Below are 25,607 nucleotides of genomic sequence, written 5' to 3' on the forward strand. Positions count from 1 at the left end.
ACATTCTCCGTCGTTTTCGCGGAAAAAGCGCAGGGCGGAACGGATCACGCTTCGACCGACATGCAGCCTTTCCCGCGACGGAGGTGCCCCGATGAGCGAAGCGTTCTACCCCAAGGACGGGGCCAGCGGCCCCTTCACTGCCGGCGGGGCGACGCCCGCCTTCGGACCGGACCTGCAATGCCGGTCGGTCGACCAGTCGGACCGCCAAGTGCCCGTCAACCTGCGCCAGTCGGGTCGCACGCCGGTGGAGATGCTGATCTCCACCCGGGTGCGGAAATCGCCCTACTGGCACCTTTCCCACGAGGCCGGCTGCTGGCGCGCCACGGTCTACAACCGGGTCTATCATCCGCGCGGCTATGTCCGCCCCGAGGATGGCGGCGCCATGGTCGAATACGACGCCCTGGTCAACCATGTGACCATGTGGAACGTGGCGGTGGAGCGCCAGATCCGGGTGAAGGGCCCGGATGCGGAGGCGTTCGTGAACCGGGTGATCACCCGCGACGCCACCCGCATCGCGCCGATGCACGCCAAGTACGTGATCCTCTGCAACGAGGCCGGCGGCATCCTGAACGACCCGGTCCTGCTGCGCCTGGCCGAGGACGAGTTCTGGTTCTCGCTGTCGGACAGCGACATCGAATGGTGGCTGCGCGGCGTCAATATCGGCCTGGGCTATGACGTGGCGATCGGCGAGGTCGACGTCTGCCCGGTGCAGATCCAGGGCCCGAAATCCGCCGCGCTGATGACCGACCTGGTCGGCGAGGCGGTGCTGGACATCCCCTTCTACGGCCTGATGGAGGCGGAGATCGCCGGCCATCCGGTGGTGATCTCGCAGACCGGCTTCACCGGCGAGAAGGGCTATGAGATCTACCTGCGCGACGCGACCCTGCATGCCGAGGACATGTGGCGCCACGTGCTGGAGGCCGGCCGGCCGCACGGCCTGCAGGTGATCGCGCCCGCGCATCACCGGCGCATCGCCGCCGGCATCCTGTCCTGGGGTCAGGACATGGACCAGGAGGTGCTGCCCTTCCAGTGCAACCTGGGCTACCAGGTACCGCGGAAGAAGCAGGCCGACTATATCGGCAAGGCGCGGCTGGAAGCGGTGCGCGCGGAACTGGAGGCGGGCAACCCGCCCTACCGCAACACCATGGTCGGCATGAAGCTCGGCGGCCAGCCGATCACCGACTATGCGCCGGACTTCTGGCTGATCTCCGACAGCGATGCCGGCCCGCCGGTCGGCTATGTCACCTCGCCCTGGTTCTCGCCGGAACTGGGCTGCAACATCGCGCTCGGCTTCGTGCCGGTCGGGATGACGGCTCTCGGTACGGCCCTGAAGGTCTGGCTGCCGGACGAGTATGCCGAGGTGCCCGGCGTGCCGGTGGAGGCGGAAGTGGTCGAGGTACCGTTCCGCCCCTCCGTCAATGCCAACGCGCGGGAAAAGGCGCGCGCCGCCGGTCGCGACTTCGCCTACTGAGCCGCTGCTGCGGCGAGGGGCCAGTGATGAGGATGGCTGACGCGGCGGCACGGCTGGCCGACGACATCTCGATCGAGATGATGCCGCGGGCGGTGGCGGCGATGGCCGCCCCGCCAGCCGGGTTGCCGGCAGGCTGTTCGGTCTATCTGCCGTTCCTGCCCGGCGCCGCGGCGCCGGCGCAGGTCGCGCAGACGATGGCGGCGGTGGACCGCCTGCGCGACTGGGGTTTCCGGCCGGTGCCGCATCTGGCGGCCCGCGCGGTGCCGGGCCGCGGCTGGCTGGATGCCTGGCTGGCGGCGCTGTCCGCGCGCGGCGTCGACCGGCTGATGCTGGTCGGCGGCGATCGCGACCGGCCCGCCGGGCCCTATGCCGACGTGCCGGCCTTGCTGGCCGGCGGCGCGCTGTGGCGGCGTGGCTTCATGCAGCTGGGTGTCACCGGCTATCCGGACGGGCATCCGCTGGTGCCGCCCGATGCCCTGCAGGCGGCACTGGCGGCGAAGCTGGCCTACGCCGCGGCTACCGGCAGCCGGCTGTGGATGGTCGGCCAGTTCGCCTTCGAGCCGGCGCCGGTGGCCGCCTGGCTCGACGCGCATGCTGCCATGGGCCATGGCCTGCCGGTACGGATCGGCCTGCCCGGACCTTCGGGGATGCGAACCCTGCTGCGCTTCGCCCTGCAATGCGGGGTGGCGGCCTCGGCCCGCGGCCTGCGGCGGGGACCGGTGCGGCGGCTGGCCGGCTCCTGGACGCCGCAGGCGATGGCCGACGGCCTGCTCGCCCATTGCCGGGCCCGGCCGGACCTGCCGGTGGCGGGGCTGCACCTGTTCCCCTTCGGCGGGGTGGGGCAGAGTCTGGACTGGCTGACGGCCTGGCGGGCGGCGGAACAGATGCGGGAAGCGGGCGCGGGAGGTGGGTCATGAAAAGTCATGCGCGGGCCGTGGTGATCGGCGGCGGGGCGGTCGGCCTCGGCACCCTCTACCATCTGGTTCAAAAAGGCTGGCGCGACGTCGTGCTGCTGGAACGCAAGGAGCTGACCTCCGGCTCCACCTGGCATGCGGCCGGCCTGCTGCCGCTGTTCAACCTCAGCTACTCGGTCGGCCAGATCCACAAATACTCCGTCGCCCTCTACACCCGCCTGCAGGAGGAACAGGGGCTGGAGCTGGGCCTGCGCCGGGTCGGCAATATCCGGCTGGCGATGACCCCCGACCGGATGGACGAATACCGCCACTATGCCGGGGTCGCCGCCACCATCGGCGTGCAGGTGGAATTCCTGACGCCGGACCAGGTGCAGGAGATCTGGCCGCTCTGTTCCACCGATGGCCTGCTGGGCGCGATCCGGCACCCGCAGGACGGCTATGTCCAGCCGGCCGACCTGAGCCAGGCCTTCGCCGCCCTGTCGCGCGCCGGCGGGGCGGAGATCCATCGCAACACCGCGGTGACGGCCATCGCGCAGCTGCCCGGCGGCGCCTGGCGGGTGACCACCGACCGCGGCGAGATCGTGGCCGAGCATGTGGTCTCCTGCACCGGCAGCTTCGCGCGCCGGACCGCCGCGATGGTCGGGCTGGACGTGCCGGTGCAGCCGGTGGAGCACCAGTTCATCGTCACCGAGGCGCATCCGGAGATCCAGGCCCGCCGCAGGGCCGGCCTGCCCGAGATGGGCGTGCTGCGGGAATCCGACGGCTCCTGGTACATGCGGGAGGAGGCGGGCGGCCTGCTGCTCGGCCCCTACGAGACGGGCGCCCCCTGCTGCTACCTCGACGGACCTGCCGGCGATGTGGAGTACGAGCTGTTCCAGGAAGACCTGGACAGGCTGGCGCCGCATATCGAGAGCGCGATCCACCGGGTGCCCGCCTTCGGCGAGCTGGGGGTGAAGCGGGTCTATAACGGCGCCATCGCCTATACCCCCGACGGCAGCCCGCTAATCGGCCCGGCGCCGGGCCTGCGCAACTTCTGGCTCAACGAGGGCCATTCCTTCGGCATCACCGCCGCCGGCGGCGCCGGCTGGCAGCTGGCCGAATGGATCGTGGAGGGCGAACCCGGCATCGACATGCTGGGGGTCGACCCGCGGCGCTTCGGCCCCTATGCCTCCGGCGCCTGGCTGCGGGAGAAGAACGAGGAGGCCTATGCCAACGTCTTCACCGTGCATTACCCGGACGAGGAACGGCCGGCGGCGCGACCGCTGAAGACGGCGCCCTGCCACGACCGGCTGCAGGCGATGGGCGCGGTGTTCGGCCAGAAATACGGCTGGGAACGGGCGAACTGGTTCGCCCCCGCCGGCAGCGCGGCGGAGGACCATTGGTCGTTCCGCCGCTCCCGCTGGTTCGATCCCGTCGGTGCGGAATGCCGTCATGTGATGGACCATGTCGGCCTGCTGGACATGACCCCCTTCGCCAAGGCGCGGCTGTCGGGACCGGGCGCGGAAGCCTTCCTGGACCGGCTGGTGGCGAACCGCCTGCCGCGCAAGGCGGGCCGCATCGCGCTCTGCCATGCGCTGGCAGCCGGCGGCGGCGTGCATTCGGAATTCACGATCCAGCGAGAGGCGGAGGACAGCTTCTACCTGGTCTCCGCCGCCGGCTATACCCGGCTCGACCATGACTGGCTGTGGCGGCACCTGCCGGACGACGGCTCGGTCCGCTTCGACGACCTGACCACCGCCATCGGCGTACTGGTGGTGGCCGGGCCGAAGGCGCGAACCCTGCTGTCGCGGCTGACCCGGGCGGACCTGTCGGGCGCGGCCTTCCCCTGGCTGTCGGGGCAGCAGATCGACATCGCCGGCGTGCCGGTGAAGGCGCTGCGGGTGAACTTCGTGGGCGAGCTGGGCTGGGAGCTGCACCACCCGATCGAGATGCAGAACCGGCTGTTCGACGGGCTGGTCGCGGCCGGCGCCGACCTGGCGCTGAAGCCCTTCGGCATCCGCGCCATGGACAGCCTGCGGCTGGAAAAGTCCTACCGCATGGTGGGGGCGGAACTGTCGATCGAATATGCCGCCTGGGAATCCGGCCTGGACCGCTTCGTCCACCCGGACAAGGGCGATTTCATCGGCCGCGATTCCCTGCTCGCCTGGCGCGACCGGGGCTTCCGCAACGCGCTGGTCACCCTGGAAGTGCAGGCCGGCAACGATGCCGACCCGCTGGCCAATGCCCCGGTCTTCGCCAATGGCGAAATGGCGGGCCGCGCCACCTCCGGCGGCTACGGCTTCCGGCTGGAGCGTGCGCTGGCACTGGCCATGGTCGATCCCGCGCTCGCCGCGCCCGGCACCGGCCTGGAACTGGAGATCCTGGGCCGCCGCCACCCGGCCATGGTGGTGGCGGACAGCCCCTACGACCCGGAGAATGCGCGCCTTCGGGCCTGAAGGGGGGCGTGACGGGCGTACCGCGGGGTGCCATCATCGGCATTATGACTAAGGCCATACCGATCGACCTGAACGCGGCGCTGGCCGCGCTGACGCCGCTGCACAACCGCACGCCGCAGACGACCGACGCGGAGCGCAAGGACGCCTTCGCCCGGGTCGCGCCCTATCGCGACGGCGGGCTGTTCATCGCCGCCTTCGACGGGCGCAGCGCCTGGGAGCGGCATCCGGTCGGCGACGAACTGGTCCAGGTGCTGGAGGGCGAGACCGACCTGATCCTGTTGCAGGACGGGCAGGAGGTGCGGCACAGCCTGCGCGCGGGCCAGCTGATCGTCGTGCCGCAGGGCACCTGGCACCGGTTCGAGACGGCGGGGGTGCGGCTGATGACGGCGACGCCGCAGCCGACGGAGCATCTCGTGGGGGAGCAGACGCCGGAAGATTGAGGGTTTCCGGCTGCAGTGGAAACATTGTCGTTCTCGGGCTTGACCCGAGAATCCATTCCGCAAACGGATCGGAAGCCTGGAGGCTGGCGGAATGGATCCCCGATCAAGTCGGGGATGACGTTTTTGGCCGGGGGCAACGCCTCCCGCCTGGCCGGCTCTGGACACCGGACCTAGGAACCGGTCCAGGTCTGCGGCACCGGTTTGCCGAAGCGGGCCACATGGTCCAGCCTGCGTGATGTGCGGGCCGCTTGGCGCCCGCTCCGATTGCGTGCCCCCGACCGCCCGACGCGAGAGGAGGTCTCATGCTCCAGGTCCTGGCCGGCGTCTGGGCGCTGCTGACCGGCATCGTCCTGATCATGCTGGGCAACGGCCTGCACTTCACCCTGGTCGGCCTGCGCGGCGGGCTGGAGGGCTTTTCGTCGGCGGAGCTGGCGATCGTCACCTCCGGCTATTTCATGGGCTTCCTGTCGGGCGCGCGGCTGACCCCGGTGCTGATCCGGCGGGTCGGGCATGTACGGGTGTTCGCGGCGCTGGGCAGCTTCATGTCCGCCGCCCTGATCGCCCTGCCGCTGCTGACCGAGCCCTGGGCCTGGACCCTGCTGCGGCTGCTCATCGGCTTCAGCATGTCGGGCATCTATGTCGTCGCCGAAAGCTGGCTGAACGATGCCGCCACGAACGAGAACCGCGGCAAGCTGCTGTCGGCCTACATGATCGCGCAGACCCTGGGCATCATCGGTGCGCAGGGCCTGCTCACCCTGGGCGATGCCGCGACGGCCGGGCTGTTCATTCTCGCCTCGATCCTGGTCTCCGTCTCCTTCTCGCCGATCCTGCTGTCGGTGAGCCGCGCGCCGGTGACCGAGGCGGCGAAGCCGATGGGCCTGTCTGCCCTGTTCGCCAGCTCCCCGCTCGGCACCGTCGGGATCTTCCTGCTGGGCGGCGTCTATGCGACCCAGGCCGGCATGGGCCCGGTGTTCGGTACCCAGATCGCGTTGGGCACAAGCGAGATCGCGCTGTTCGTCGCGATGCTGTTCGCCGGGGCACTGGTGCTGCAATACCCGATCGGCTGGCTTTCCGACCGGGTGGACAGGCGCAGGCTGATCTTCGGTTTGGCCGGCCTCGGTGTCGCCGCCTGCGCGCTGGGCTGGCTCGCCGGGGACGGCTTCTGGCCGCTGATGGTGGCCGCCTTCATGGCCGGCGGCGTGACGGCGCCGCTCTATGCGCTGTTCCTCGCCTATACCAACGACTACCTGTCGGTGGAAGAGATGCCGGCCGCTTCCGGCGGGCTGATCCTCAGCTTCGGTATCGGGGCCATCGTCGGTCCGCTGATCGCCGGCTGGACGATGGAGCGCTTCGGCCCCTTCGCGTTCTGGCTGACCCTGGCCGGGACCTTCGCCGCCATCGCGCTCTATGCCCTCTACCGCATGACCCAGCGCCCGGCGGTGCCGGTGGCGGAAACGGAGAGCTACCTGGCAGTGCTGCCCACCGCCTCGCCCGTGGCGGTGGAGAGCGCCGGCGCCTGGGCTGCCGAACAGGCAGAAGCGAAGGACGACGGCGGCGGCGCGGACGAGGTCGGGTCAGGATCAGGATCAGGATCAGGGGCCGGCTGAGCGCCTATTCCCCGCGTGGCCCCGATTTCGACTGCTCCCGGCCCAGGACATTGTCCAGCAGCGTCTTCACATAGGCCTGCCGGGCCTCCGCCAGGCGCGCGGCTTCCGCCTCGTCCGGCTGGTAGCGGTCCAGGCTGCCGGGCTCCAGGACGCCCTTCTCCGCCAGCAGGTTCTCCAGCGCCAGGACCCGGTCCTTCTGCACCCAGAGCTCCGACGCCAGGGTCATCACCATGGCCAGCAGGCGATCGACGGCCGGGTCGCTGAAATAGGTCTGCTCCGGGCCGTGGTCGTCCTGGGTCGTCATCGCGCTGTAGTCCTGGCTGAGGTGTCGGATCGGGGCGGAGAATAGCGACCGCTGCATCCAGTTGTCATCAATGCCGGATCCGCTAACCTCGCAGCCCAACGGGCCCCGCGGCGCGCGGGGCCGCCCATTCCTGTTGGGAGTTCGGCGGATGCAGACCGACAGATCGACCACGGCGTTCCAGGCCCTGATCGGCGACATGCGGAACTACTGGGCGAAGGAACTCTATCCCGCGTTCGCCGCGCATGCGCAACGCAAGCTCGGCGGCGCGCCGGACAGTGCCGAACAGGCCGAGGCGGCGCTGCAGGACGACCCGCTCTACGGCTACTATGCCTGGCTGGAGCGGCACATCCAGCGGATGAAATATTCCCACCCGGACTACGGCCTGAAGGCCAGCTTCGCGCGCAACCGGGCAGAGGTCGAGGCGCGGCTGTCGGGCCGGGACGGCGGCACCGTGCCGCTGCAGCTCGATCCCGCGATGGAGATCCCGCAATACTATCGCGACGTCGACATCCACCAGCATCCCGGCAACCTGGCCGGCGACGATATCGACGGCTTCGTCTACCAGGCCAGCGCGCTCAGCATCCATCCCAACACCAAGCGGTTCGAGGTGCATGACCGCTTCGCCGACCTGGTGCGGAGCTATGGCGACTTCCGCCGCATCCTCGACATGGGCTGCGGCTTCGGCAAGAGCACGACCCCGCTGGCCCGCACCTTCCCGGAAGCGGAGGTGCTGGGCATCGAGCTGTCGGCGCCCTGCCTGAAGCTCGCCGCGGTGGAGGGCGCGGAGCTGCAGCTTCGCAACCTCGCCTACCGGCAGGCGGACTGCCTGCGCAGCGGCCTGGCGGACGAAAGCTTCGACCTGGTGACCTCCACCCAGCTGCTGCACGAACTGCCGCTGCCGGAGATCGACACCGTGCTGGCGGAAAGCTTCCGCCTGCTGCAGCCGGGCGGCTGGGCCATGCATCTGGACTTCCGCAGCCGGCACACCTTCGAAGCTTTCCTGATGCGCGGCCATGCGCAGCGCAACAACGAGGCCTTCATGGCCGATTTCGACCGCATGGATGCCGCCGCGGCTTTCGCCCGCGCCGGCTTCGTCGATGTCGAGGTCACGCCGTTCGCGGAGCGGGAGGGCGCCACCGACCCGGATTATCCGTACTGGCGCTTTCCCTGGGCGCTATTCGCCGGCCGCAAACCCTGAGGAGCGCAGGCATGGCAGAGACGATCACGTCCGACGAGGCGGCGCGGCTGCGCAGCCGGCCCGTGCCCCATATCGCGTCGCGCGACGGGCTGGGCGCCGGCGGGCAGCTGGTCTGGGACTTCCTGACCCTGTTCGCCGACCGCCGCTATGCGGAGGCGAATGCCTATCTGGCGCCCGGCTGCCGCATGCTGTTCCCCGGCGGACGGGAGATGACCGACTGCGAGGAGGTCCCGGTCCTGGCGGCGGCGACCTATCGCTGGGTGAAGAAGGTGTTCGAACGCTTCGACGAACTGCCGGCCGTCGGGAAGGCCGGCGGGGACGGCAGCATCGTCTATTGCTACGGCACCCTGTACGGCGAATGGAACGACGGCAGCACCTTCGAAGGAGTGCGCTATATCGACCGCTTCGAGATCGCCGACGGCCGCATCACCGACCAGAAGGTCTGGAACGACCTCTGCCTGGCCATGCAGGCCTGCGCGGGCCGGTAGGGGGCGATCTCCCGCCTTGCCGTCATCCTCGGGTCAAGCCCGAGGATGACGGGGACGGGGGTGGGGGGCGACGGTTGTGGCACGGCGCCGCTACCCCCGCCCGGCCCGGTGGGACGCATAGGCCTGCCAGGCCTGTGCGAGGCGCCGGACCCCCAGCACGATGGTCTCATCGTCCTGGACGAATTGCAGCCGGACATGGTCGTCGCCGCTGCCGTCGCTGGTCAGTGCCGAGCCGGCGACGACGGTGACCCCGTGCAGCAGCGCCAGCTGGGCGAATTCGGTGGCGGTTCCCGCTGGCAGGCGGGCCCAGAAGGAGAGCCCGCCGGCGGGCCGCTGCCAGGACCAGTCTGGCAGCAGCGCCGTCATCTGCGCGCACAGCACGTCCAGGCTGCGGCGGATCTCCGCGTGGCGCAGCGCGCGCACCTCGTCGGCATGCGCCATCAGCCCGACCGCCAGCATCTGCACGATCGGCGAGCTGCCCATGTCGACGACCGCCTTCAGCCGCGACAGATGTTCGATGATCGGCTGCGGCGCGCGGATCCAGCCGAGCCGCAGCCCGGGCCAGAACAGCTTGCTCAGCGATCCGATGGTCAGCAGCGGCGCGGTGGCGGAGATCGCGGCGAGCGCGGTCGGCCGCGTGCCGTCGACCAGCAGCTCCAGCATCGTCTGGTCCTCGATCGTCGCGACCTGGTGCGCGTCGATCAGTGCGACCAGCGCCTCCCGCTGGGCGATCGGCATCACCGTGCCGGTCGGCGCATGGCAGCTGGGCGAGACCATGACCAGGCGCGGCCGCATCGTCTTCAGCTGCGCCTCCAGACCGTCCAGCACGAACCCGTCGGGCGCCACCGGCAGCGGCTCCAGGTTGGCGCCGGCCATGCGCAGCGCGCTGATCGCGCCCGGATAGGTCGGGTTCTCCAGCACGACATGCTCGCCATGCGGCGCATAGAGTTGGCCGATCAGCCAGATCGCCTGCTGCGCGCCTGAGGTGACCAGGATCTGCTCCGGCCCGGTCGGCAGGCCGGCGACCTGCTGGACATAGCCGGCCACCGCCTCCCGCAGCGCCGGCAGCCCGGAGGGCTGGTAGCCGCTGCCGTCCGGCAGGGTCTCCAGCACCGGCATCTGTGTCGCGGCCACCCGGGCCAGCAGGGCGCCGATCCCCGCCTGCCGCGAGGCGGAGAAGTCCACCGTCCCGTTGCTCTCCGGCGCCGCGCGCCGCAGCATCGGGTTGCGGGCCATCGCCCGGACGACATCCTGGTTCACATAGGGCGAAGGCACGCCGTGCTGCGGGTGGCGGACGACATGGCCGCTGCCCTGGCGGCTGTCCAGCCAGCCCTCGTCGCGCAGCATGCGGAACGCGCCTACCACCGTGGTGCGGCTGACCCGCAGGGTGTCGGCGAGGGTGCGCTCCGCCGGCAGCATGATCCCCGGGGCGATATCGCCCTGCGCCATCGCGGCACGCAGGGCGGATGCCAGGCGGGCATAGAGCGGCCCGTCGCCCTGCTGCCAGTTGCCCAGCAGCTTCTGAAGCGGTCTCGGTTTCTGCAGCAAGGCGGTTCCCGCTCTGGCGTTGTCGGCACCGGTGCGGCCTTTGTCCCCCGGCGGTCCGGCCGCTCCTCCCACGGGCGCCGGCACGCGATCTCATGCGGCCAATTCGCTGCGGCGGTCAACCAGCTCCAGTCCAATGCAGTCCAATTTCTGATATTGGATTCTTGAAAGAGTGCCAATTGTCGAGTCCCAATGGCGATATTGGACTTCAGGCCAGCCGGCGCATGCCGCATCGAAGAGAGGGACCATGAGTTCAGCCAGCATCAGGGTCGCCGTGGATGTGGGCGGCACCTTCACCGACATCTGCATCTTCGACGACCGGTCGGGCGCCATGGGGGTGGAGAAGCTGCCCTCCAGCGCCGACCCGATGGAGGCGGTGCTGAAAGGCGTCGCCAATGCCGGCGTCGACCTGCACGACGTCGCCCTGTTCTCCCACGGCACCACGGTGGCGACGAACGCGCTGATCACCCGCCGCCTGCCGCGCGCGGCGATGGTCACGACCCGCGGCTTCCGCGACATCATCGAGATCCGCCGCGGCACGAAGGAGGATCTCTGGGACGCCTACAAGGATGTCGCGCCACCCCATATCCGCCGCCGCGACCGGATCGAGGTCGCGGAGCGAATCGACTATGGCGGCAAGGTCCTGCAGCCGCTGGACGAGGCCGATGCCCGCCGGGTCGCCGGAATCCTGCGCCGCAAGGGGGTGGAGACGATCGCGGTCTGCTTCATCAACGCCCATGCCAATCCGGCGAACGAGCGCCGCATGTGCGAGATCCTCAACGAGGAGCATCCCGACGCCCGGGTCTGCTGTTCCAGCGAGGTGCTGCCGGAGATCTTCGAGCATGAGCGCTTCTCCACCACCGCCGCCAACGCCGTGCTGGCGCCGCTGGTCAGCGGCTATGTGAACCGGCTGAGCGAGAAGCTGAAGGCGGGCGGCTATGACGGCGACCTGCTGATCCTGCATTCCGGCGGCGGCGTGATGACGCCGAAGACGGTGGAGAAGATGGGCGTGCGGCTGTCCGCCTCCGGCATCGCCGCGGGCGCCATCGCCAGCCGCCATATCGCCGCCCTGGCCGGCTTCGAGAACGCCATCGGCCTGGACATGGGCGGCACCAGCACGGACATCTCGATCGTCACCGAGGGGGTGCTGCGCACCACCAAGGAATGGTCGGTGGAATACGGCTACCCGATCTGCCTGCCCAGCATCGAGGTGCTGACCATCGGCGCGGGCGGCGGCTCGCTGGCCTGGCTGGACGATGCCGGCGGCCTGCGCAACGGGCCGCAATCGGCCGGCGCCAGCCCGGGGCCCGCCGCCTATGGCCGCGGCGGCAGCGAGCCCACCAATACCGATGCCAATCTGGTCCTGGGGCGCCTGGGCGCGTCCCTGGTCGGCGGCGGGCTGGCGCTGGACCGGCAGGCCGCGACCGACGCGATCCGCCTGGGTGTCGCCGAGCCGCTGGGCCAGACGGTGCCGCAGGCGGCCAATGCGGTGCTGCGGGTCGCCAATGCCAACATGGCGGATGCGGTGCGCCTGATCTCGATCCGCCGCGGCTACGACCCGCGGGAGTTCGTGCTGGTGGTGTTCGGCGGTGCCGGCCCGCTGCACGGCGTCGACCTGGCGCGGGAGCTGTCGATCCCGACCGTGCTGGTGCCGCCGCATCCCGGCGTCACCTCCGCCCTGGGCTGCCTGCTGGTGGATATCCAGCACGACCTGTCGTCGATGTTCCTGGGCCGGGTCGACGAGGTCGCGCCCGCCGATGTCGAGGCGGAGTTCCGGAAGCTGGAAGCGGAAGCCACCGAGCGGCTGCAGGCGGAAGGCGTCGCGGCCGCGGACATGCGGCTGATCCGGCATATCGACATGCGCTATGTCGGCCAGTGGCGGTCGATGTCGATCGCCACCGAGGGCGCGGTCACCGACCTGGCGCCGATCGTGTCGCAGTTCCACGGCGAGCATGCGCGCGAGCACAATTTCAGCCGCGAAGGCGTGCCGGTGGAGGTCTATCGCCTCAACGTCGTCGCCATCGGCACGGTGCCGAAGCCGGCCTTGCCCCGGCAGGAACCGACCGATGCGGAACCGGTGCCGGTGGCGATCCGCCAGGTCTGGTTCCAGGACAGCACCGACCCGGTCGACACCCCCGTCTTCGACCGCGCCGGCCTGGCCGCCGGCATGACGATCGCCGGCCCGGCCGTGATCGAGCAGCTCGACTCCACGACCCCGATCCCGCCCGGCGCGGTGGCGGAGGTCGACCCCTGGCACAATCTGAGGATTTCGGTCTGATGACCCTGCAGCAGAAGATCGGCGCGGACGATCCCGCCTACAGCCTGGACCCCGTCACCTTCGAGGTCCTGAAGAACGCCTTCACCACCATCGTCGACCAGATGGCGGAGCAGATCCTGCGCACCTGCCATTCCTTCGTGATGTATGCGCGCGACTTCTCCTCCGCGCTGTGCGATCGCGACGGAAACACCGTGATGCAGGGCAGCGCCGACATCGCCGTCCATGTCGGCACCCTGCACTTCACCGCCAAGGCGGTGATCGAGGCGTTCGGCGACGATATCGGCCCGGGCGACGTGTTCGCCGTCAACGACCCCTATCTGGGCGGCACGCATTTCTGCGACGTGCGGATCGTGCGGCCGATCTTCGCGGACGGCGAGCTGATCGCCTTCTCCCAGTCCAACGGCCATTGGGCGGATATCGGCGGCTCCGTGCCCGGGTCGTTCGACGTGAATGCCAAGGAGCATTTCGGCGAGGGGCTGCGCATCCCGCCGGTGCGCTTCGTCCACCGCGGGCGGGCGCTGCCCGACGTGGTGCGGCTGATCGTGTCCAATACCCGCGCGCCGGAAGCGGCGGAAGGCGACCTGCACGCGCAGCTGGAAGCGACCCGGGTGGCGGAGATCGAGATGCTGCGCCTGGTCGGCAAGTACGGCCGGGCGACCATCGTCACCGCGATGGCGGAGGTGCAGGACTATGTCGAGCGGCTGACCCGGCAGCGGGTGGCGGAGATGCCCGACGGCAGCTGGGAAACCACCGACTATCTGGACTTCGACCCGGCGAAGGGCGAGGGGCTGGTGCCGGTGAAGGTGCGTATGACGATCAAGGGCGACCGGATCGCCTATGACCTGTCCGGCTCTGCGGAGGCGGTCGCCACCTTCCTCAACGGCACCTTCGGTTCCTCCTTCTCCGGCCTGGTGACGGGGACGAAGATGTTCTTCCCCGACCTGCCGCTGAACTCCGGCTTCTACCGGGTGCTGGACGTCGAGCTGGGGCCGCCCGGTACCGTGGTCAACGCGGTCTGGCCGACCGCCGTCACCGGCTTCTGCTCCGGTTCCTACGGCAAGGTCGTCAACGCGGTGTTCGAGCTCTGGTCGCAGGTGCAGCCGAAGCGCGCGATGGCCTGCTGCGTCGACATCGAATACCTGCTGGTCGGCGGCAAGGACGGCCGCACCGCCGGCAACGACGTCTTCATGTGGTACGACTGGATGGTCGGCGGCTGGGGCGGACGCAACGGCAAGGACGGCTCCAGCGCCACCTCCGCCGTGTTCGGCGTGGGCGAGGCGGTGCAGCCCCTGGAGGGGCAGGAACGGCTCTGCCCCGTGGTCACCAGCGAGCACCAGATCGCCACCGATTCCGGCGGGCCGGGACGCTTCCGCGGCGGCTGCGGGGTGCGCAAGGGCGGCACCCTGACCAATGTCCGCGGCACCGTGATGTCCTATTGCTGCGACCGCTCGCGCTCCGTCACCTGGGGGATGCAGGGCGGCCTGCCGTCGGTCCCGCATGGCGTCTGGCTGACGCCGGCGGGCGGCGAGCCCCGTTTCATGGGGGCGATCTTCTCCAACGTGCCGGTGGGGGAGGGCGACTTCTTCACCCGCCCGTCGGCCGGCGGCGGCGGCCTCGGCGATCCGCTGGAGCGTGAGCCGGCGGCGGTGCTGGAGGACGTGATTGACGAATATGTCAGCGTCGAACGGGCCCTGAAGGACTACGGCGTGGTGGTGCGGGAGATCGACCGCGAGCTCGATCAGTTCGAGCTCGACCTCGACGCCACGCAGGCGGCGCGGCGGTCGATCCGTGCCGCCCGGCTCGGCTGGCTGGACGAGGATCCGGAGGATGTGGCGCGGCGCTACCGCGCGGGCGAGCTGTCCATGCTGGACCTGGTGCGGCAATACGCGGTGATCCTGGACTGGGGCAACGGGACATTGCTGTCGAAGACGACGGAGGAATTCCGCGGCATGTTCCGCCAGCGGACCGCCGGCGCCTGGCAGCCGGCCGGGGGGGCGGCGGAATGAGCACGACATTCAACCTGGACCGGCAGATCGCCTCCGCGCCGGAGGCGATGCGCGGCATCCTGGCCGCCGAGATGCCGGACCTCGATCCGGAGCGGCCGATCATCTTCACCGGCATCGGCACCTCGCTGTTCGCCGCGCGGGTGGCGGCCGGCTGGATCACCATGTTGACCGGCGGACGCAACCGGGCGCAGGCCTTCGACGCCCATGACATGGGCACCTGGATGCCGGTCCGGGCGGAGGACCAGGTCGTCGTGATCAGCCATCGCGGCACCAAGATCTTCCCGACCGCCAGCCTCGCCCGGGCGCGGCGTGCCGGCGCCCGCACCATCGCGATCGTCGGCCAGGCGGCGCCGGAGCAGGCGGCGGACGAGGTGATCCGCACCTGCGCGAACGAGACGGCGGGCACCTTCACCGTCTCCTATCTCAGTTCCCTGGCGGCGCTGGCGCGGCTGGCGGCGCCATTCGACACGTCGCCCGGACGCGATTTCGCCACCGCGGTCGACGCGCTGCCGGAGGCGGTGGACCGCACCCTGCGGATCCCCGGGCCGGCGGACGCCGCGGCGAAGGTGCGGGATGCGGAGACCCTGCTGATCGTCGGCTTCGGCGCCGACCTGCAGACCGCGCAGGAGGCGGCGCTGAAGATCAAGGAGGGCGCCTGGCAGTGGACGGAGGGCATGTCGCCGGAATTCGCCCTGCACGGCACCCCGGCCAGCTTCCACCCCGGCATGGCCGCCGTCGTGATCGAGCCGGAAGAGGATGACGGCGGCCGGACGGAGCTGCTGCTGTCGGTGCTGGACCGCCTCGGCATCCGCTGCGTCACCGCCGGCACGCACCCGGACGCCGACCTGGTCTTCGTCACCCCGCATCCGCTGCTGCGCCCGGTCACCGGCATCGTGCCGCTGCAGCGCCTGGCGGCGGAACTGGCGCGGCTGCGCGGCACCGATCCGGACAGCATGCACGGCAACCGGGAACCCTGGCGCAGTGTGATGACGGGTATCCGGCTGTAGGGGATGGGGGAGAGGGCAGCGGCGCCTTCTCCCTCTTTCCCCGTCTTCGGTGCCGCCGCCGACTCTCCCTATCCGTCATCCTCGGCCCCCGAGCCGAGGATCCCAGCGCCGGCGTTGCGGCCCCCCCGCCCCACTGTGTCACCGTCCCGTCGCGATCCTCGGCTCGGCGGCCGAGGATGACGGCGAAGAGGGAGGGGGCCACAGCGCCGTATTGGGCCGGCCCGCGCGCCGATCCGCGCAGCCGCTACCCTTTGTTCTCCCCGATCGTGGGCAGCACGCTCCGGGCGACCGAGCCGTCCAGCTCCTCGTAGTCGAAATAGGAGATCGTGTCGTAGAGCTCGGCGCGGGTCTGCATCTGCTCCAGCAGGCCGACGGTGCCGCCCTCTTCGCGGATATGGGCGTAGAGCCCGGTCATCGCCTTCGCCGCCACCCGCAGCGAGGAGACCGGCCAGATCACGATGTCGAAGCCCAGCTGCTGCCACTCCGTATCGGTCATGTACGGGGTGCGGCCGAACTCCGTCATGTTGCCCAAGAGCGGCACGTCGACCGCTTCGCGCACCCTGGCGATCGCGTCCAGGCCGGTCAGCGCCTCCGGGAAGATGATGTCGGCGCCCGCCTCGACATAGAGCCTCATCCGGCGGATCGCCTCGTCCAGACTCTCGGCGGCGGCGTCGGTGCGGGCGATGATCCGCAGGTGCCGGCGCGCCTTGCGCGCCGCGGCGACCTTGGCGGCCATTTCTTCCGCCGGCACCAGCTTCTTGTCGTTCAGGTGGCCGCATTTCTTCGGCAGCTGCTGGTCTTCGATCTGCACGGCGGCGGCGCCGGCATCCTCCAGGTCGCGGACCAGGCGCATGACGTTCAGCGCCTCGCCATAGCCGGTATCGCCGTCGACGATCAGCGGCAGGTCGCTGGCGCGCACGATCTCGCGCGTTGCACGGGCCAGCTCGTCCGGCGTGATGATGCCCAGGTCGGGCAGGCCCATCGACGCGGTCAGCGCCGCGCCCGACAGGTACAGCGCCTCGAAGCCGGTGCGCTTCGCCAGCAGGGCCGCCATGCCGCTATGGGCGCCGGGCACGCCGAGGATCCGGTCCCTGCCGATCAGCGCCGCCAGGCGGTCGCCGGCGGGCGGGCGGGCCTGGTCGTCCCGTTCAAGCCAGAGGGGGTCGGTCACGATCATCTCCCGGTCGCTGCGTCTGCTTGGCCGCGTGCTGTACCGCGGCCGCTCCTATTGTAGTCTCGCAGGCGCGCACGATGTTTCCCAACCGCACGAGCCCCATGTCCCCGCATCCCCGATATCCCCATGTCTTCCAGCCGCTGCGGATCAACCGGCTGGAGGTGAAGAACCGGATCTTCATGCCGGCCCATACCACCAATTTCGGCGCGCATCACCTGCCGAGCGAACGGCATGCGACCTATCACCGGATGCGCGCCCGCGGCGGCGTGGCGATGAACATCTTCGAGGCGGTGCGCGTGTCGGAAAACACCCTGGGCCGGCCGCAGGGGGTCGCCGGCTTCCTGCCCGGTGCCGTCGACGCCTTCCGCCGGGTCGCCGAGGCGGTGCACGAGGAAGGCGGGCTTTTGCTCGGCCAGGTCTGCCATATGGGCCGCCAGATCGAGGGCGATTTCGAACGCACCGTCTCCTCCTCCGCCTCGCGCCTGCGCTGGTCGCCGACCGCCTACCTGCCGCGCGACATGCGGCGCTGGGAGATGGAGGAGATCCGCGACGCCCATGTCCGGACCAGCCTGAACCTGCTGGAGGCCGGGCTGGACGGGATCGAGCTGCACTGGGGCCATGGCCACCTGCTGCAGCAGTTCCTGTCGCCGCTGTCGAACGTGCGGGAGGACGATTACGGCGGCTCGACCGAGAACCGGATGCGTTTCCCGCTGGAGGTGCTGGCCGCGTTGCGCCGGGCCGTGGGGGCGGAGACCTGCCTGGGCATCCGCATCAGCGCGGAGGAATTCGTCGAGGGCGGGCTGCACCTGGACGAGGCCTGCGCGATCGTGGCGCGGCTGGTGCCGGAACGGCTGGCCGACTTCATCCATGTCAGCCATTCCGCCTATCATATGAGCCATTCGCTGGGCACCCAGATGGCGGACATGGCGCTGGACCCCGCGCCGTTCCGCGCGCTGCCCGGCGCGATCCGATCGGTCGTGCGAAAGGCCGGTAGCGAGATCCCCGTCTTCACCGTCTGCAAGTATCGCGGCCTGGAAGAGGTGGAGGCGATGCTGGCCGCGGGCGAGGCCGACATGGTCGGCATGGCCCGCGCCCATGTCGCCGACCCGGAGCTGGTGGCGAAGCATCGCGACGGGCGGGAGGGTGAGCTGCGCCCCTGCATCGGCTGCAACCAGGGCTGCGCGCAGCGGCTGGAGCTGAACATCGCGCTGACCTGCATGGTCAATCCGATGGCCGGGCGGGAGGCCGAATGGCCGGAACCGGAAGCGGACCGCGCGGCGGTGCCGAAGAAGGTGCTGGTGGTCGGCGGCGGGCCGGGCGGTGCGGAGGCGGCCTGGGTGGCCGCCGCGCGCGGCCATGACGTGACCCTGTGGGAGCGCGGCGAAAGGCTGGGCGGGCAGCTCGCTTTGGCGCCGGAGATGGCGCTGCGCGACGACTTCCGCCTGTTGCTGGACTATCAGGCGCGCCGGCTGGCGGCGACCGGGGTGAAGGTCGTGGTGTCGAAGGCGGCGGATGCCGCGGCGATTCGCGACTTCGGCGCCGATGCGGTGGTGCTGGCGACCGGCTCGGCCCCACAGCCGATGGTGCTTGCGGACGGCACAGCGGCGCTGACCATGGAGGCGGTGCTGGCCAACCCGAACCTGCTGGGCGGCCGGGTCGCGGTCTACGACACCACCGGCGACTGGGCGGCGCTGGGCTTCATCGAGCATCTCGCCACCGCGGGCGGGGATGCGGGCCTGGGCCGCGAGGTGACGGTGTTCACGCCGGTCGCCGGCTTTGCCTGGCGCACGACGATCTATTCCACCACCTCGACCCGCAAGCGCCTGCGCGAGAAGGGGGTGGCGATCCGCACCCTGCGCGCGGTCACCGGCTTCGCGGCGCCGAAGCTGACCCTGGAGGATGTCTCCACCGGCACGACGGAGGTGCTGGACGGTTTCGACACCCTGGTCGCCTGCCAGCACAATCGGCCCGAGGACGGGCTGGAGGCGGAACTGCGGGCGCTGGGCCTGGCGCCTGTCCTGGCCGGCGACTGCCTGACCCCGCGGACCGCGCTGGAGGCGGTCTTCGAGGGCCACCGCGCCGCGCGCGGCATCTGACGGGGGCGGGGGCATGTACGCGGTCACGGGCGGCAGCGGCTTTGTCGGGCTGAACCTGGTAGAGGCGCTGCTGCGGCGCGGAGAGACGGTACTGTCGGTCAGCCTGGACGGCCTGCCGGCCGCGGCAGCGGCAGAGTTCGCAGGCCTGCCGGGACGTCTGGTCGACCGGGTCGCCGACGTCACCGACGGCGCCGCGCTGCGGGCATTGCTGGCGGAGCACGGGGTGCGGCGCCTGTTTCACGGCGCGGTCATCACGGCAGGCGAGGCGCGCGAGCGTAGCGACGCCGCCCGCATCCTGGAGGTCAACCTGGTCGGCGCCACCCGCGCGGTGGAGGCGGCGGTTGCGGCCGGGGTGGAGCGGGTGGTGCTGGCCTCCTCCTCCGCCGTCTATGGCGATGCCTTCTTCGGCGCCGGGCCGGTGGCGGAGGACGCGCCCTGCGAACCCCGCACCCTCTACGGCATCTCCAAGCTGGGGGTGGAGATGATGGGGCGGCGCCTGGGCGGCCTGCACGGCCTGTCGGTGGCGGCGGCCCGCATCACCGCGGTGATGGGCGCGTGGGAACGCGATACCGGCCTGCGCGACACCCTGAGCCCGATGTTCCAGATCGCCCGCCTGGCGCAGCAGGGCCGGCCGGTGCGGATCGTGCGGCAGGGCCCGCGCGACTGGGTCCATGCGCCCGACGTGGCGCAGGCGCTGATCCGCCTGCTGGACGCGGCCGTGCTGGACCATTTCGCCTACAACGTGGCGCCGGGGCGGACCTGGCACCCGGCGCGCTTCTGCGCGGCGTTGGGCCGCGTCCTGCCCGGGCTCGACTGGGACTATGCGGATGACGAGGCATCGGCGAATGTCGCCTTCCTGGACGACCTGACGCGCACCCGTCAGCCGGCGGATGTGCAGCGCCTTCAGGCGCTGATGCCGGATGCTGTGCTGGGCGCGGACTTCCCGCTGGATGCGGCGCTGGACGCTTTCGCGCGCTGGGTTGCGGCTCACCCCGGCTGGTTCGCCGGACCGGAAAGGTAGCGCCGCCAGTCCGCCAGGCCCGCGGGCCGCGGCGGTGCGGCCAGCCAGGCGCGCCAGCGCGATGCCGCATCGGGGCCCGGTAGGGCGCCGGCCTCCTGCGCCAGCGCGAACAGCTCCAGGGTCGTCAGCAGGGTCACGCCGCATTCCGTTGCCTGTTGCAGCAGGGAAGGGGGAAGGGGCGGGACGCTGCGCAGGTCCGGCGGCAGGTCCTGCTCGCCCGCCAGCAGCAGCACCGCGCCGGCCGGCAGGCCGGCCCGCTGACCTTCCCGGGCGGCGGCCGCGGCCAGCCGGGCGAGCGCGTTGCCGGGATCGGCAAAGCGGCTGCCGGCGATGGCGACCAGGTGCAGGCCGTCCGGCCGTTCCACCACCAGGTCGCCCTCGCCCTCGCGCGCCTGCAGGACGGCGGCGCCGGCGCTGCGGAAGGCGTCCGCCGCGGCCTCCGCCAGCAAACGGCCGCCGGCATGGATCAGCGCCCGACCGCTGCGCAGCCGTTCGCGGCGCTGCGCCAGGGCGGCCTGTGCCTGCCGCAGGCGTCGGATCTCGTCCTCGATGCGGCCGGCCTCCTGCTGCAGCGCCCGTTCCTCCGCTGTCGGGAAGCGGTCGATCCAGCCGGGCAGAGCGCCATGCAGCACGTCGCCGAGCGATGCGGCCAGCCGGCCGACATGCCGGACAAGCACCGCCATGCGTGCCGGCCCGGCATGGGCGAGGTCCAGCGGCAGGGCGACCAGGTGGCCGGTGCCGATGCCAGTGTGGAAGCCCAGCACCGCGCCTTCACGGTCTCGCACCAGCGGCACGCCGGGATGACGGGCCAGGCCGCTGCGCTCCGGCCGCGCCGCGACCGTTGCCGCGGCGAAACTGCGGAACGGTTCGCCGGACAGGATCGTCATGCCATGGTGCGGCTCCGCTGGCGGCAGCGCCTCGCCCTGCCCGGCGCCGGGATGCGGCAGGCTGAGCGCCAGATCGATGTCGAAGATCGTCTCCACCGTGTGGAAGCGCAGGCGGGCATCACCGGCCAGGTCGACGACGATCAGGCCGCCGCGATCCAGCAGCGCCAGCAGTTCGTCGCGGCGGCGGCGCTCGTCGCGGAGGAAGGCCTCGGTGCCGGCCAGGTCCAGCAGGGGCGGCAGGTCGCGGCCGGTGCTGTGGCGGTACGGGTCGTGCGGGTCGAAATGCAGGCGGTACTCCGCCACGCTGCCGGCGGGCGACCAGAGCACCGCATTGGCCGGCGCCAGGGGCTCGGCTGCGCCGAAGCGGATTTCGCGATGGGTCGTGTCGTGGAGACGACAGGACAGGCCGGCGAGGATCATGGCTCGCCGCCGGAATGACTGGCCTGCGACATCGCGCTCTCTATATGGAGTTGCGTTTACGGGGACCCCCAGGTTCCCTACGATAGCAGTCAGCCGGTCGATTTCCAGAAGGCGGAAATGGCCGGCTGGCCAGTCCCGGAGACGGCAGGAACCGATTATCGCCATGAATGCACCGACGATCCTCGAACTCCCCGAGCAGCGCTTCCCGATCGACATGTCGACGTCGATCCCGAAGATCCGGGACCTCTATCTGTCCGCCACCCGGAACCAGTGGGACCCGCGCACCGACGTGGACTGGAGCCAGCTGCGGCCGGACGAGATCCCCGACGACCAGCGCGAGGCCGCCCGCCTGTGGTGGAGCCGCCGCGGCTGGGGCGAATATGGCGCGGTGTCGGAAAGCCCGGCGATGATCGTGCGCTTCTACCGCGACCACCTGCCGCCGGAACTGTCGCTGTTCTTCGCCATCCGCAGCCAGGAGGAGGCCCGCCATGCGGAGGCCTGCTACCTGATGGCGGAACATCTGGGCGGCTGGGTCGAGGAGCCGCAGGTGAAGGACTTCCAGAACGCGGTCTCCACCCATGGCGTGCGCAAGATGGCGCTGGATCCCGACACCTCGGTGGAGATGATCTTCAGCGCCCTGGTCTGCACCCTGGAGGAATATGCCTTCGACTGGTTCCGCCTGATGGTGGAGACGGCGTCCAACCCGGTGGCCAACCGGGTGCTGCGGCTGATCATGCGCGACGAGGTCCGGCACTGCGCCTTCGGCTGGCACTATCTGGAAAAGCGGCTGCCGGAGCTGACGCCGGAGGAGGTCGAGCGGGTCCGCCAGGCGGCCATCACCTCCACCGAGCAGGTGGAACTGACCGGCTACCGGGTGCCCTGGATGGCGGCGGATTCCGAGGCGACCCGGATCGAGAACGAGATCGATCGCCTGACCTGGGAAGGCGGCCTGGGCGCCACGGTGGAGGAGGCGGAGAAGCCGGTCTTCATCAACTGCGTGCAGCGGGTCCGCCGCCAGTTCGCCGGCCTGGGCATCGACCTGCCGATGTTCCAGCATCCCAAGCTCGGCACCTTCTAGAGCGGTCCCGACTTAGGTGGATGCGGTGCTGCCACCATGATTGTCATCCCGGACTTGATCCGGGATCCATTCCGCCAGCTTTGCGGCTTCCGAGCAGCTTGCGGAATGGGGTCTCGGGTCAAGCCCGAGAACGACGCGTTCCCATTTCGTCCGGCACCTTCCAGGAGAGCGCATTGCCCCGCCAGCTTGTCGAGAAGCGTTTCCCGCTCGATCTGAAACCCAGCCTGGACAGCGTCTGGGCCCTGTACGGCGAGGCGAAGGCCGCCCACTGGGACCCCAGCCGCTCGGTGCCCTGGGCGGCGTTCGACGCCGGCCGCTATACCGCGGAGCAGCTGGCCGCCGCGCGGCTGGTCTGGAGCCACCGGCTGTGGCTGGCCTATGGCCATCTGGCCGCATCGCCCGCGCTGCTGGTGCGCTTCTGCCTGGAGCACCGGCGGGAGAGCGATCCGAAATACTTCCTGTCGGTGCGCGGCACGGAAGAGGCCTGGCATGTCGATGCCGCCGCCCGCTTCTGCGAGAAGCTGGGCGGGGTCGTCGACCGGCCGGCCAATCCCGCCTACGAGGCGCTGTTCAACGAGGCGGCCTATGCCCAGGCGCTGGACGGCGACATGGCGCTGGAAGGCTATGTCGCCGCACAGGTGGCGTTCCGGCTGGAGCTGGAGGTGGCGCTGCTGAAGGCGGCCGCTGCCGCCACGACCGACCCGGTGGCGTCCAGCATCCTGGGCTTCATGGCCGCCGACCGGCGCCGCCATGCCGCCTTCGGCTGGCTCTATCTCGACGCCCGCCGCGACCGGCTGACGGACGAAATGCGCACCTCCGCCGTGGCGCAGCTCGACGCGCTCTGCCGGCGGGAGCTGGCCGGGCTGCAGGTCGCGGCCCTGGCGGAGCCGGGGCTGGCCGACGACCTGGCCGCGGCCTGCGCGGTCACGGCAGAGGCGGGGCTCGGCGCCGCCGCGCCGGACGCGGCCGTGGCAGCCGTCGCCGCATCAGTCGCATCGTCGCGGGAGCGGCTGGCCGCCTACGGCATCGCCCTGCCGAAGCTGGAGCACCGGTTCGGGCGCTTCTGAGGAGCGAAAGTCCCCGCCTTCCCCGCATTCTCCGTCATCCTCGGGCCTGACCCGAGGATCCCAACGCCGGCATGGCGGCTTCTCCGTCACACCGTTTCGTCGTTCCGTCGCGGTCCTCGGCTCGGGGGCCGAGGACGACGGCCTGGCAGGTGGCGCCTCAGCGTCGTGGAAGGCGCACGGCCTTCCCGCCCGCTACCGCCCGTACATCTGGCTCGGCAGGTAGGTCGCGACCTCCGGCACCAGGATCAGGATCGCCACCGTCGCCACCATCAGCAGGAAGAACGGCAGGCAGCCGGCGGCGATGAAGAAGATGTCCCTGCCGGTCAGGCTCTGCAGCACGAACAGGTTGAAGCCGACCGGCGGCGTGATCACCGACATCTCCACCACGATCACCAGGTAGATGCCGAACCAGATCGGGTCGATGCCGGCGGCGGCGATCATCGGCATCACCACCGAGGTGGTCAGCACGATGACGGAGACGCCGTCCAGGAAGCAGCCCAGCACGATGAACAGCAGGGTCAGCACCACCAGCAGCATGATCGGGTCGAGCTGCATGTCCCCCACCGTGGAGGCCAGGAAACGCGGGATCCCGGTAAAGCCCATGGCGGTCGACAGGAAGGCCGACGCCGACAGGATCAGCGCCAGCATGCAGCTGGTGCGGGTCGCCGCCATCAGGCTGTCGGTGAAGCTGGCCCAGGACAGGCTGCGGGTGGCGGCGGCGATCGCCAGCGCGCCGACGACGCCGACGGCCGCCGATTCCGTCGCCGTGGCGATGCCGCCGTAGATCGAGCCGATCACGCCGACGATCAGCAGGATGACCGGCAGCAGCTGCCAGGAATTGCGGACCTTCTGGATGAAGGACATGGTGATGTCGCTGGCCGGCGTGCGCGCCGGGTCCATGATCGCGCGGACCGCGATATAGCCCATGAACAGGCTCATCATCAGCAGGCCCGGGATGATCCCGGCGATGAACAGCCGCGCGATCGAGACCTCCGCCGCCACGCCGTAGACGATCATGATGATCGACGGCGGGATCATCAGGCCCAGCGCGCCGGAGCTGGCCAGGCTGCCGATCGACATCTTCTCGTCATAGCCGCGCTTCTTCAGCTCCGGCAGGCTCATCCGGCCGATGGTGACGCAGGTCGCCGTCGAGGAGCCGGAGACGGCGGCGAAGATGCCGCAGCCCAGCACGTTGGTGTGCATCAGCCGGCCCGGCAGCCGGGTCAGCCAGGGCGCCAGGCCGGAGAACATGTTGGCCGAGAGCTGCGTGCGGAACAGGATCTCGCCCATCCAGATGAACAGCGGCAGGGCGGTGAGCGCGATGGAGGAGGAGAGCTCCCAGAACTTCGTCGCGGCGATGGAGCCCACCGGGGCGCTGGAGAACATCATCATCCCCGCCGCGCCGACGATGGTCAGCGAGATCGCCACCCAGATGCCGGCGGCCAGCGCCACCAGCAGGATGACGGAGAGGATGATGCCGACGGTTACCGGGTCCACGGCAGGCTCCTGCGCCAGGGCGACGGGCTGTTCGGTGACAGTTTATTCATTGACGACCTCGCCGGAGCCGTCGCGCGGATCGTGCTCGAAGGCCGCATAGGACGGGGCGCGGCCCAGCAGGGCAACCAGCAGGTCGTCGAGGAAGGCGATGAACAGCACGATCATGCCGACCGCCATCCAGACCTGCGGGATCCATTTCGGGATCGGCATGGCGCCGATGGTGTAGTCGTTCAGGAACCAGGAATAGTAGACCGCCATCGCGCATTCATAGGCGAGCCAGCCGGTCACGACGGTGCCGGCGGCCAGGCAGAGCAGCTCCGCGGGCCTGTGCAATGCCTGCGGCAGGCGGTGCAGCAGCAGGGTCACCCGGATATGGCCGCCGCGGCGCAGGGTATAGGCCAGGGCCAGGAAGGAGCCGGCCGCCAGCAGCATGGCGGCGATGTCGTCGGCGGACGGGATGTAGACGCCCAGCAGGCGGCTGACGATCTGGGCGACCACCAGGCCGCCCATCATGACGAAGCAGAGGGCGCCGGCGGCGCCGCTCAGCCGATAGACGTGCTCCAGGATGCGGCGCATGTCGGGCAGCCTCCGGTCAGAGGATCCGGCAGCGGAACCGTGCCCGCGGCGCCGCGGCGGTTCCCGCGGTTCCGCGAAAACGGCATCGGGCCCGGGGG

The 25,607-nt window shown here is 70.5% G+C and carries 20 protein-coding genes; 14 read left to right on the plus strand and 6 right to left on the minus strand.

Annotation, left to right across the window (positions count from 1 at the left end; genetic code table 11):
* The first annotated feature begins 91 nt into the window (after positions 1–91).
* The 5 genes from ACFOGJ_RS11815 to ACFOGJ_RS11835 all read left to right on the plus strand — a co-directional run bounded on the left by ACFOGJ_RS11815 (position 92) and on the right by ACFOGJ_RS11835 (position 6,867).
* Entirely contained in the window at positions 92–1,471 is a 1,380-nt protein-coding gene (locus ACFOGJ_RS11815) for a glycine cleavage T C-terminal barrel domain-containing protein (RefSeq protein WP_379900535.1), read from the plus strand.
* 26 nt (positions 1,472–1,497) lie between these two features.
* Positions 1,498–2,388 (plus strand): hypothetical protein, encoded by an 891-nt coding sequence (locus ACFOGJ_RS11820; RefSeq protein WP_379900537.1) that lies wholly within the window; start codon positions 1,498–1,500, stop codon positions 2,386–2,388.
* Positions 2,385–4,820, plus strand: a complete 2,436-nt coding sequence (locus tag ACFOGJ_RS11825) for a GcvT family protein (protein ID WP_379900539.1) — start codon at positions 2,385–2,387, stop codon at positions 4,818–4,820. The genes ACFOGJ_RS11820 and ACFOGJ_RS11825 overlap by 4 nt, the downstream gene beginning before the upstream one ends.
* 44 nt (positions 4,821–4,864) lie before the next feature.
* Positions 4,865–5,260 carry a cupin domain-containing protein gene (locus ACFOGJ_RS11830; protein WP_379900541.1) on the plus strand — a complete coding sequence of 132 codons (396 nt, stop codon included), beginning with the start codon at positions 4,865–4,867 and terminating at the stop codon, positions 5,258–5,260.
* Positions 5,261–5,562: 302 nt separating this feature from the next.
* Entirely contained in the window at positions 5,563–6,867 is a 1,305-nt protein-coding gene (locus ACFOGJ_RS11835) for an MFS transporter (RefSeq protein WP_379900543.1), read from the plus strand.
* 4 nt (positions 6,868–6,871) lie between these two features.
* On the opposite strand, the gene ACFOGJ_RS11840 is transcribed toward ACFOGJ_RS11835, so the two are convergent.
* Positions 6,872–7,171 carry a hypothetical protein gene (locus ACFOGJ_RS11840; RefSeq protein WP_379900545.1) on the minus strand — a complete coding sequence of 100 codons (300 nt, stop codon included), beginning with the start codon at positions 7,169–7,171 and terminating at the stop codon, positions 6,872–6,874.
* Between the two features lie 148 nt (positions 7,172–7,319).
* Here ACFOGJ_RS11840 and ACFOGJ_RS11845 point away from each other — a divergent pair, with 148 nt between their 5' ends.
* Together ACFOGJ_RS11845 and ACFOGJ_RS11850 are read left to right on the plus strand one after the other, a co-directional pair.
* The gene (locus ACFOGJ_RS11845) at positions 7,320–8,369 is read left to right on the plus strand and encodes a class I SAM-dependent methyltransferase (protein ID WP_379900547.1); all 1,050 of its coding nucleotides are present in this window, start codon (positions 7,320–7,322) and stop codon (positions 8,367–8,369) included.
* A gap of 11 nt (positions 8,370–8,380) precedes the next feature.
* Complete coding sequence (locus ACFOGJ_RS11850) at positions 8,381–8,857, plus strand: hypothetical protein (RefSeq protein ID WP_379900549.1); 477 nt, start codon at positions 8,381–8,383, stop codon at positions 8,855–8,857.
* A gap of 90 nt (positions 8,858–8,947) precedes the next feature.
* Here ACFOGJ_RS11850 and ACFOGJ_RS11855 read toward each other — a convergent pair whose 3' ends face one another.
* A complete protein-coding gene (locus tag ACFOGJ_RS11855) occupies positions 8,948–10,405 on the minus strand; it encodes an aminotransferase-like domain-containing protein (RefSeq protein WP_379900551.1) in 1,458 nt (485 codons plus the stop codon).
* A 244-nt stretch (positions 10,406–10,649) separates the two neighbouring features.
* Between ACFOGJ_RS11855 and ACFOGJ_RS11860 the strand changes: the two genes are divergently transcribed.
* Genes ACFOGJ_RS11860 through ACFOGJ_RS11870 form a run of 3 tightly spaced genes read left to right on the plus strand, consistent with a single transcriptional unit; the run spans position 10,650 to position 15,693 of the window.
* On the plus strand, positions 10,650–12,680 hold the full coding sequence (locus ACFOGJ_RS11860; RefSeq protein ID WP_379900553.1) for a hydantoinase/oxoprolinase family protein: 2,031 nt from the start codon (positions 10,650–10,652) through the stop codon (positions 12,678–12,680).
* A complete protein-coding gene (locus tag ACFOGJ_RS11865; protein WP_379900555.1) occupies positions 12,680–14,686 on the plus strand; it encodes a hydantoinase B/oxoprolinase family protein in 2,007 nt (668 codons plus the stop codon). The genes ACFOGJ_RS11860 and ACFOGJ_RS11865 overlap by 1 nt, the downstream gene beginning before the upstream one ends.
* Positions 14,683–15,693: an SIS domain-containing protein gene (locus ACFOGJ_RS11870; protein WP_379900557.1), complete on the plus strand. Its 1,011-nt coding sequence runs from the start codon at positions 14,683–14,685 to the stop codon at positions 15,691–15,693. Before ACFOGJ_RS11865 ends, ACFOGJ_RS11870 begins: the two co-directional genes overlap by 4 nt.
* A gap of 244 nt (positions 15,694–15,937) precedes the next feature.
* On the opposite strand, the gene prpB is transcribed toward ACFOGJ_RS11870, so the two are convergent.
* Complete coding sequence (prpB, locus tag ACFOGJ_RS11875) at positions 15,938–16,864, minus strand: methylisocitrate lyase (RefSeq protein ID WP_379900559.1); 927 nt, start codon at positions 16,862–16,864, stop codon at positions 15,938–15,940.
* 104 nt (positions 16,865–16,968) lie between these two features.
* On the opposite strand from prpB, the gene ACFOGJ_RS11880 reads away from it, so the two are divergent.
* Together ACFOGJ_RS11880 and ACFOGJ_RS11885 are read left to right on the plus strand one after the other, a co-directional pair.
* Positions 16,969–18,963, plus strand: coding sequence for an oxidoreductase (locus ACFOGJ_RS11880; RefSeq protein ID WP_379900561.1), 1,995 nt, complete (start codon positions 16,969–16,971; stop codon positions 18,961–18,963).
* A gap of 13 nt (positions 18,964–18,976) precedes the next feature.
* The gene (locus tag ACFOGJ_RS11885; protein ID WP_379900563.1) at positions 18,977–19,984 is read left to right on the plus strand and encodes an NAD-dependent epimerase/dehydratase family protein; all 1,008 of its coding nucleotides are present in this window, start codon (positions 18,977–18,979) and stop codon (positions 19,982–19,984) included.
* On the opposite strand, the gene ACFOGJ_RS11890 is transcribed toward ACFOGJ_RS11885, so the two are convergent.
* The gene (locus tag ACFOGJ_RS11890; protein ID WP_379900565.1) at positions 19,951–21,291 is read right to left on the minus strand and encodes a hypothetical protein; all 1,341 of its coding nucleotides are present in this window, start codon (positions 21,289–21,291) and stop codon (positions 19,951–19,953) included. The two genes, ACFOGJ_RS11885 and ACFOGJ_RS11890, sit on opposite strands and share 34 nt — an antisense overlap.
* Before the next feature lie 163 nt (positions 21,292–21,454).
* On the opposite strand from ACFOGJ_RS11890, the gene ACFOGJ_RS11895 reads away from it, so the two are divergent.
* On the plus strand, positions 21,455–22,369 hold the full coding sequence (locus tag ACFOGJ_RS11895) for a ferritin-like domain-containing protein (protein WP_379900567.1): 915 nt from the start codon (positions 21,455–21,457) through the stop codon (positions 22,367–22,369).
* A 173-nt stretch (positions 22,370–22,542) separates the two neighbouring features.
* Positions 22,543–23,436, plus strand: coding sequence for a hypothetical protein (locus ACFOGJ_RS11900; protein ID WP_379900569.1), 894 nt, complete (start codon positions 22,543–22,545; stop codon positions 23,434–23,436).
* A gap of 192 nt (positions 23,437–23,628) precedes the next feature.
* Here ACFOGJ_RS11900 and ACFOGJ_RS11905 read toward each other — a convergent pair whose 3' ends face one another.
* Together ACFOGJ_RS11905 and ACFOGJ_RS11910 are read right to left on the minus strand one after the other, a co-directional pair.
* Positions 23,629–24,933: a TRAP transporter large permease gene (locus ACFOGJ_RS11905; protein WP_379900571.1), complete on the minus strand. Its 1,305-nt coding sequence runs from the start codon at positions 24,931–24,933 to the stop codon at positions 23,629–23,631.
* A gap of 42 nt (positions 24,934–24,975) precedes the next feature.
* Positions 24,976–25,509, minus strand: coding sequence for a TRAP transporter small permease (locus ACFOGJ_RS11910; protein ID WP_379900573.1), 534 nt, complete (start codon positions 25,507–25,509; stop codon positions 24,976–24,978).
* Positions 25,510–25,607: the final 98 nt, after the last annotated feature.

The organism is Marinibaculum pumilum (assembly GCF_042646425.1).
GTDB classification, from domain to species: Bacteria; Pseudomonadota; Alphaproteobacteria; order Ferrovibrionales; family Ferrovibrionaceae; genus Marinibaculum; species Marinibaculum pumilum.

Bases quoted from the DNA above. Each gene is read 5' to 3' on its own strand.
- ACFOGJ_RS11865 (WP_379900555.1), top strand. From the start codon at position 12,680: ATGACCCTGCAGCAGAAGATCGGCGCGGACGATCCCGCCTACAGCCTG.
- ACFOGJ_RS11835 (WP_379900543.1), top strand. From the start codon at position 5,563: ATGCTCCAGGTCCTGGCCGGCGTCTGGGCGCTGCTGACCGGCATCGTC.
- ACFOGJ_RS11845 (WP_379900547.1), top strand. From the start codon at position 7,320: ATGCAGACCGACAGATCGACCACGGCGTTCCAGGCCCTGATCGGCGAC.
- ACFOGJ_RS11870 (WP_379900557.1), top strand. From the start codon at position 14,683: ATGAGCACGACATTCAACCTGGACCGGCAGATCGCCTCCGCGCCGGAG.
- ACFOGJ_RS11850 (WP_379900549.1), top strand. From the start codon at position 8,381: ATGGCAGAGACGATCACGTCCGACGAGGCGGCGCGGCTGCGCAGCCGG.
- ACFOGJ_RS11895 (WP_379900567.1), top strand. From the start codon at position 21,455: ATGAATGCACCGACGATCCTCGAACTCCCCGAGCAGCGCTTCCCGATC.
- ACFOGJ_RS11820 (WP_379900537.1), top strand. From the start codon at position 1,498: ATGAGGATGGCTGACGCGGCGGCACGGCTGGCCGACGACATCTCGATC.
- ACFOGJ_RS11910 (WP_379900573.1), bottom strand. From the start codon at position 25,509: ATGCGCCGCATCCTGGAGCACGTCTATCGGCTGAGCGGCGCCGCCGGC.
- ACFOGJ_RS11815 (WP_379900535.1), top strand. From the start codon at position 92: ATGAGCGAAGCGTTCTACCCCAAGGACGGGGCCAGCGGCCCCTTCACT.
- ACFOGJ_RS11830 (WP_379900541.1), top strand. From the start codon at position 4,865: ATGACTAAGGCCATACCGATCGACCTGAACGCGGCGCTGGCCGCGCTG.
- ACFOGJ_RS11885 (WP_379900563.1), top strand. From the start codon at position 18,977: ATGTACGCGGTCACGGGCGGCAGCGGCTTTGTCGGGCTGAACCTGGTA.
- ACFOGJ_RS11840 (WP_379900545.1), bottom strand. From the start codon at position 7,171: ATGACGACCCAGGACGACCACGGCCCGGAGCAGACCTATTTCAGCGAC.
- ACFOGJ_RS11880 (WP_379900561.1), top strand. From the start codon at position 16,969: ATGTCCCCGCATCCCCGATATCCCCATGTCTTCCAGCCGCTGCGGATC.
- ACFOGJ_RS11860 (WP_379900553.1), top strand. From the start codon at position 10,650: ATGAGTTCAGCCAGCATCAGGGTCGCCGTGGATGTGGGCGGCACCTTC.
- ACFOGJ_RS11890 (WP_379900565.1), bottom strand. From the start codon at position 21,291: ATGATCCTCGCCGGCCTGTCCTGTCGTCTCCACGACACGACCCATCGC.
- ACFOGJ_RS11825 (WP_379900539.1), top strand. From the start codon at position 2,385: ATGAAAAGTCATGCGCGGGCCGTGGTGATCGGCGGCGGGGCGGTCGGC.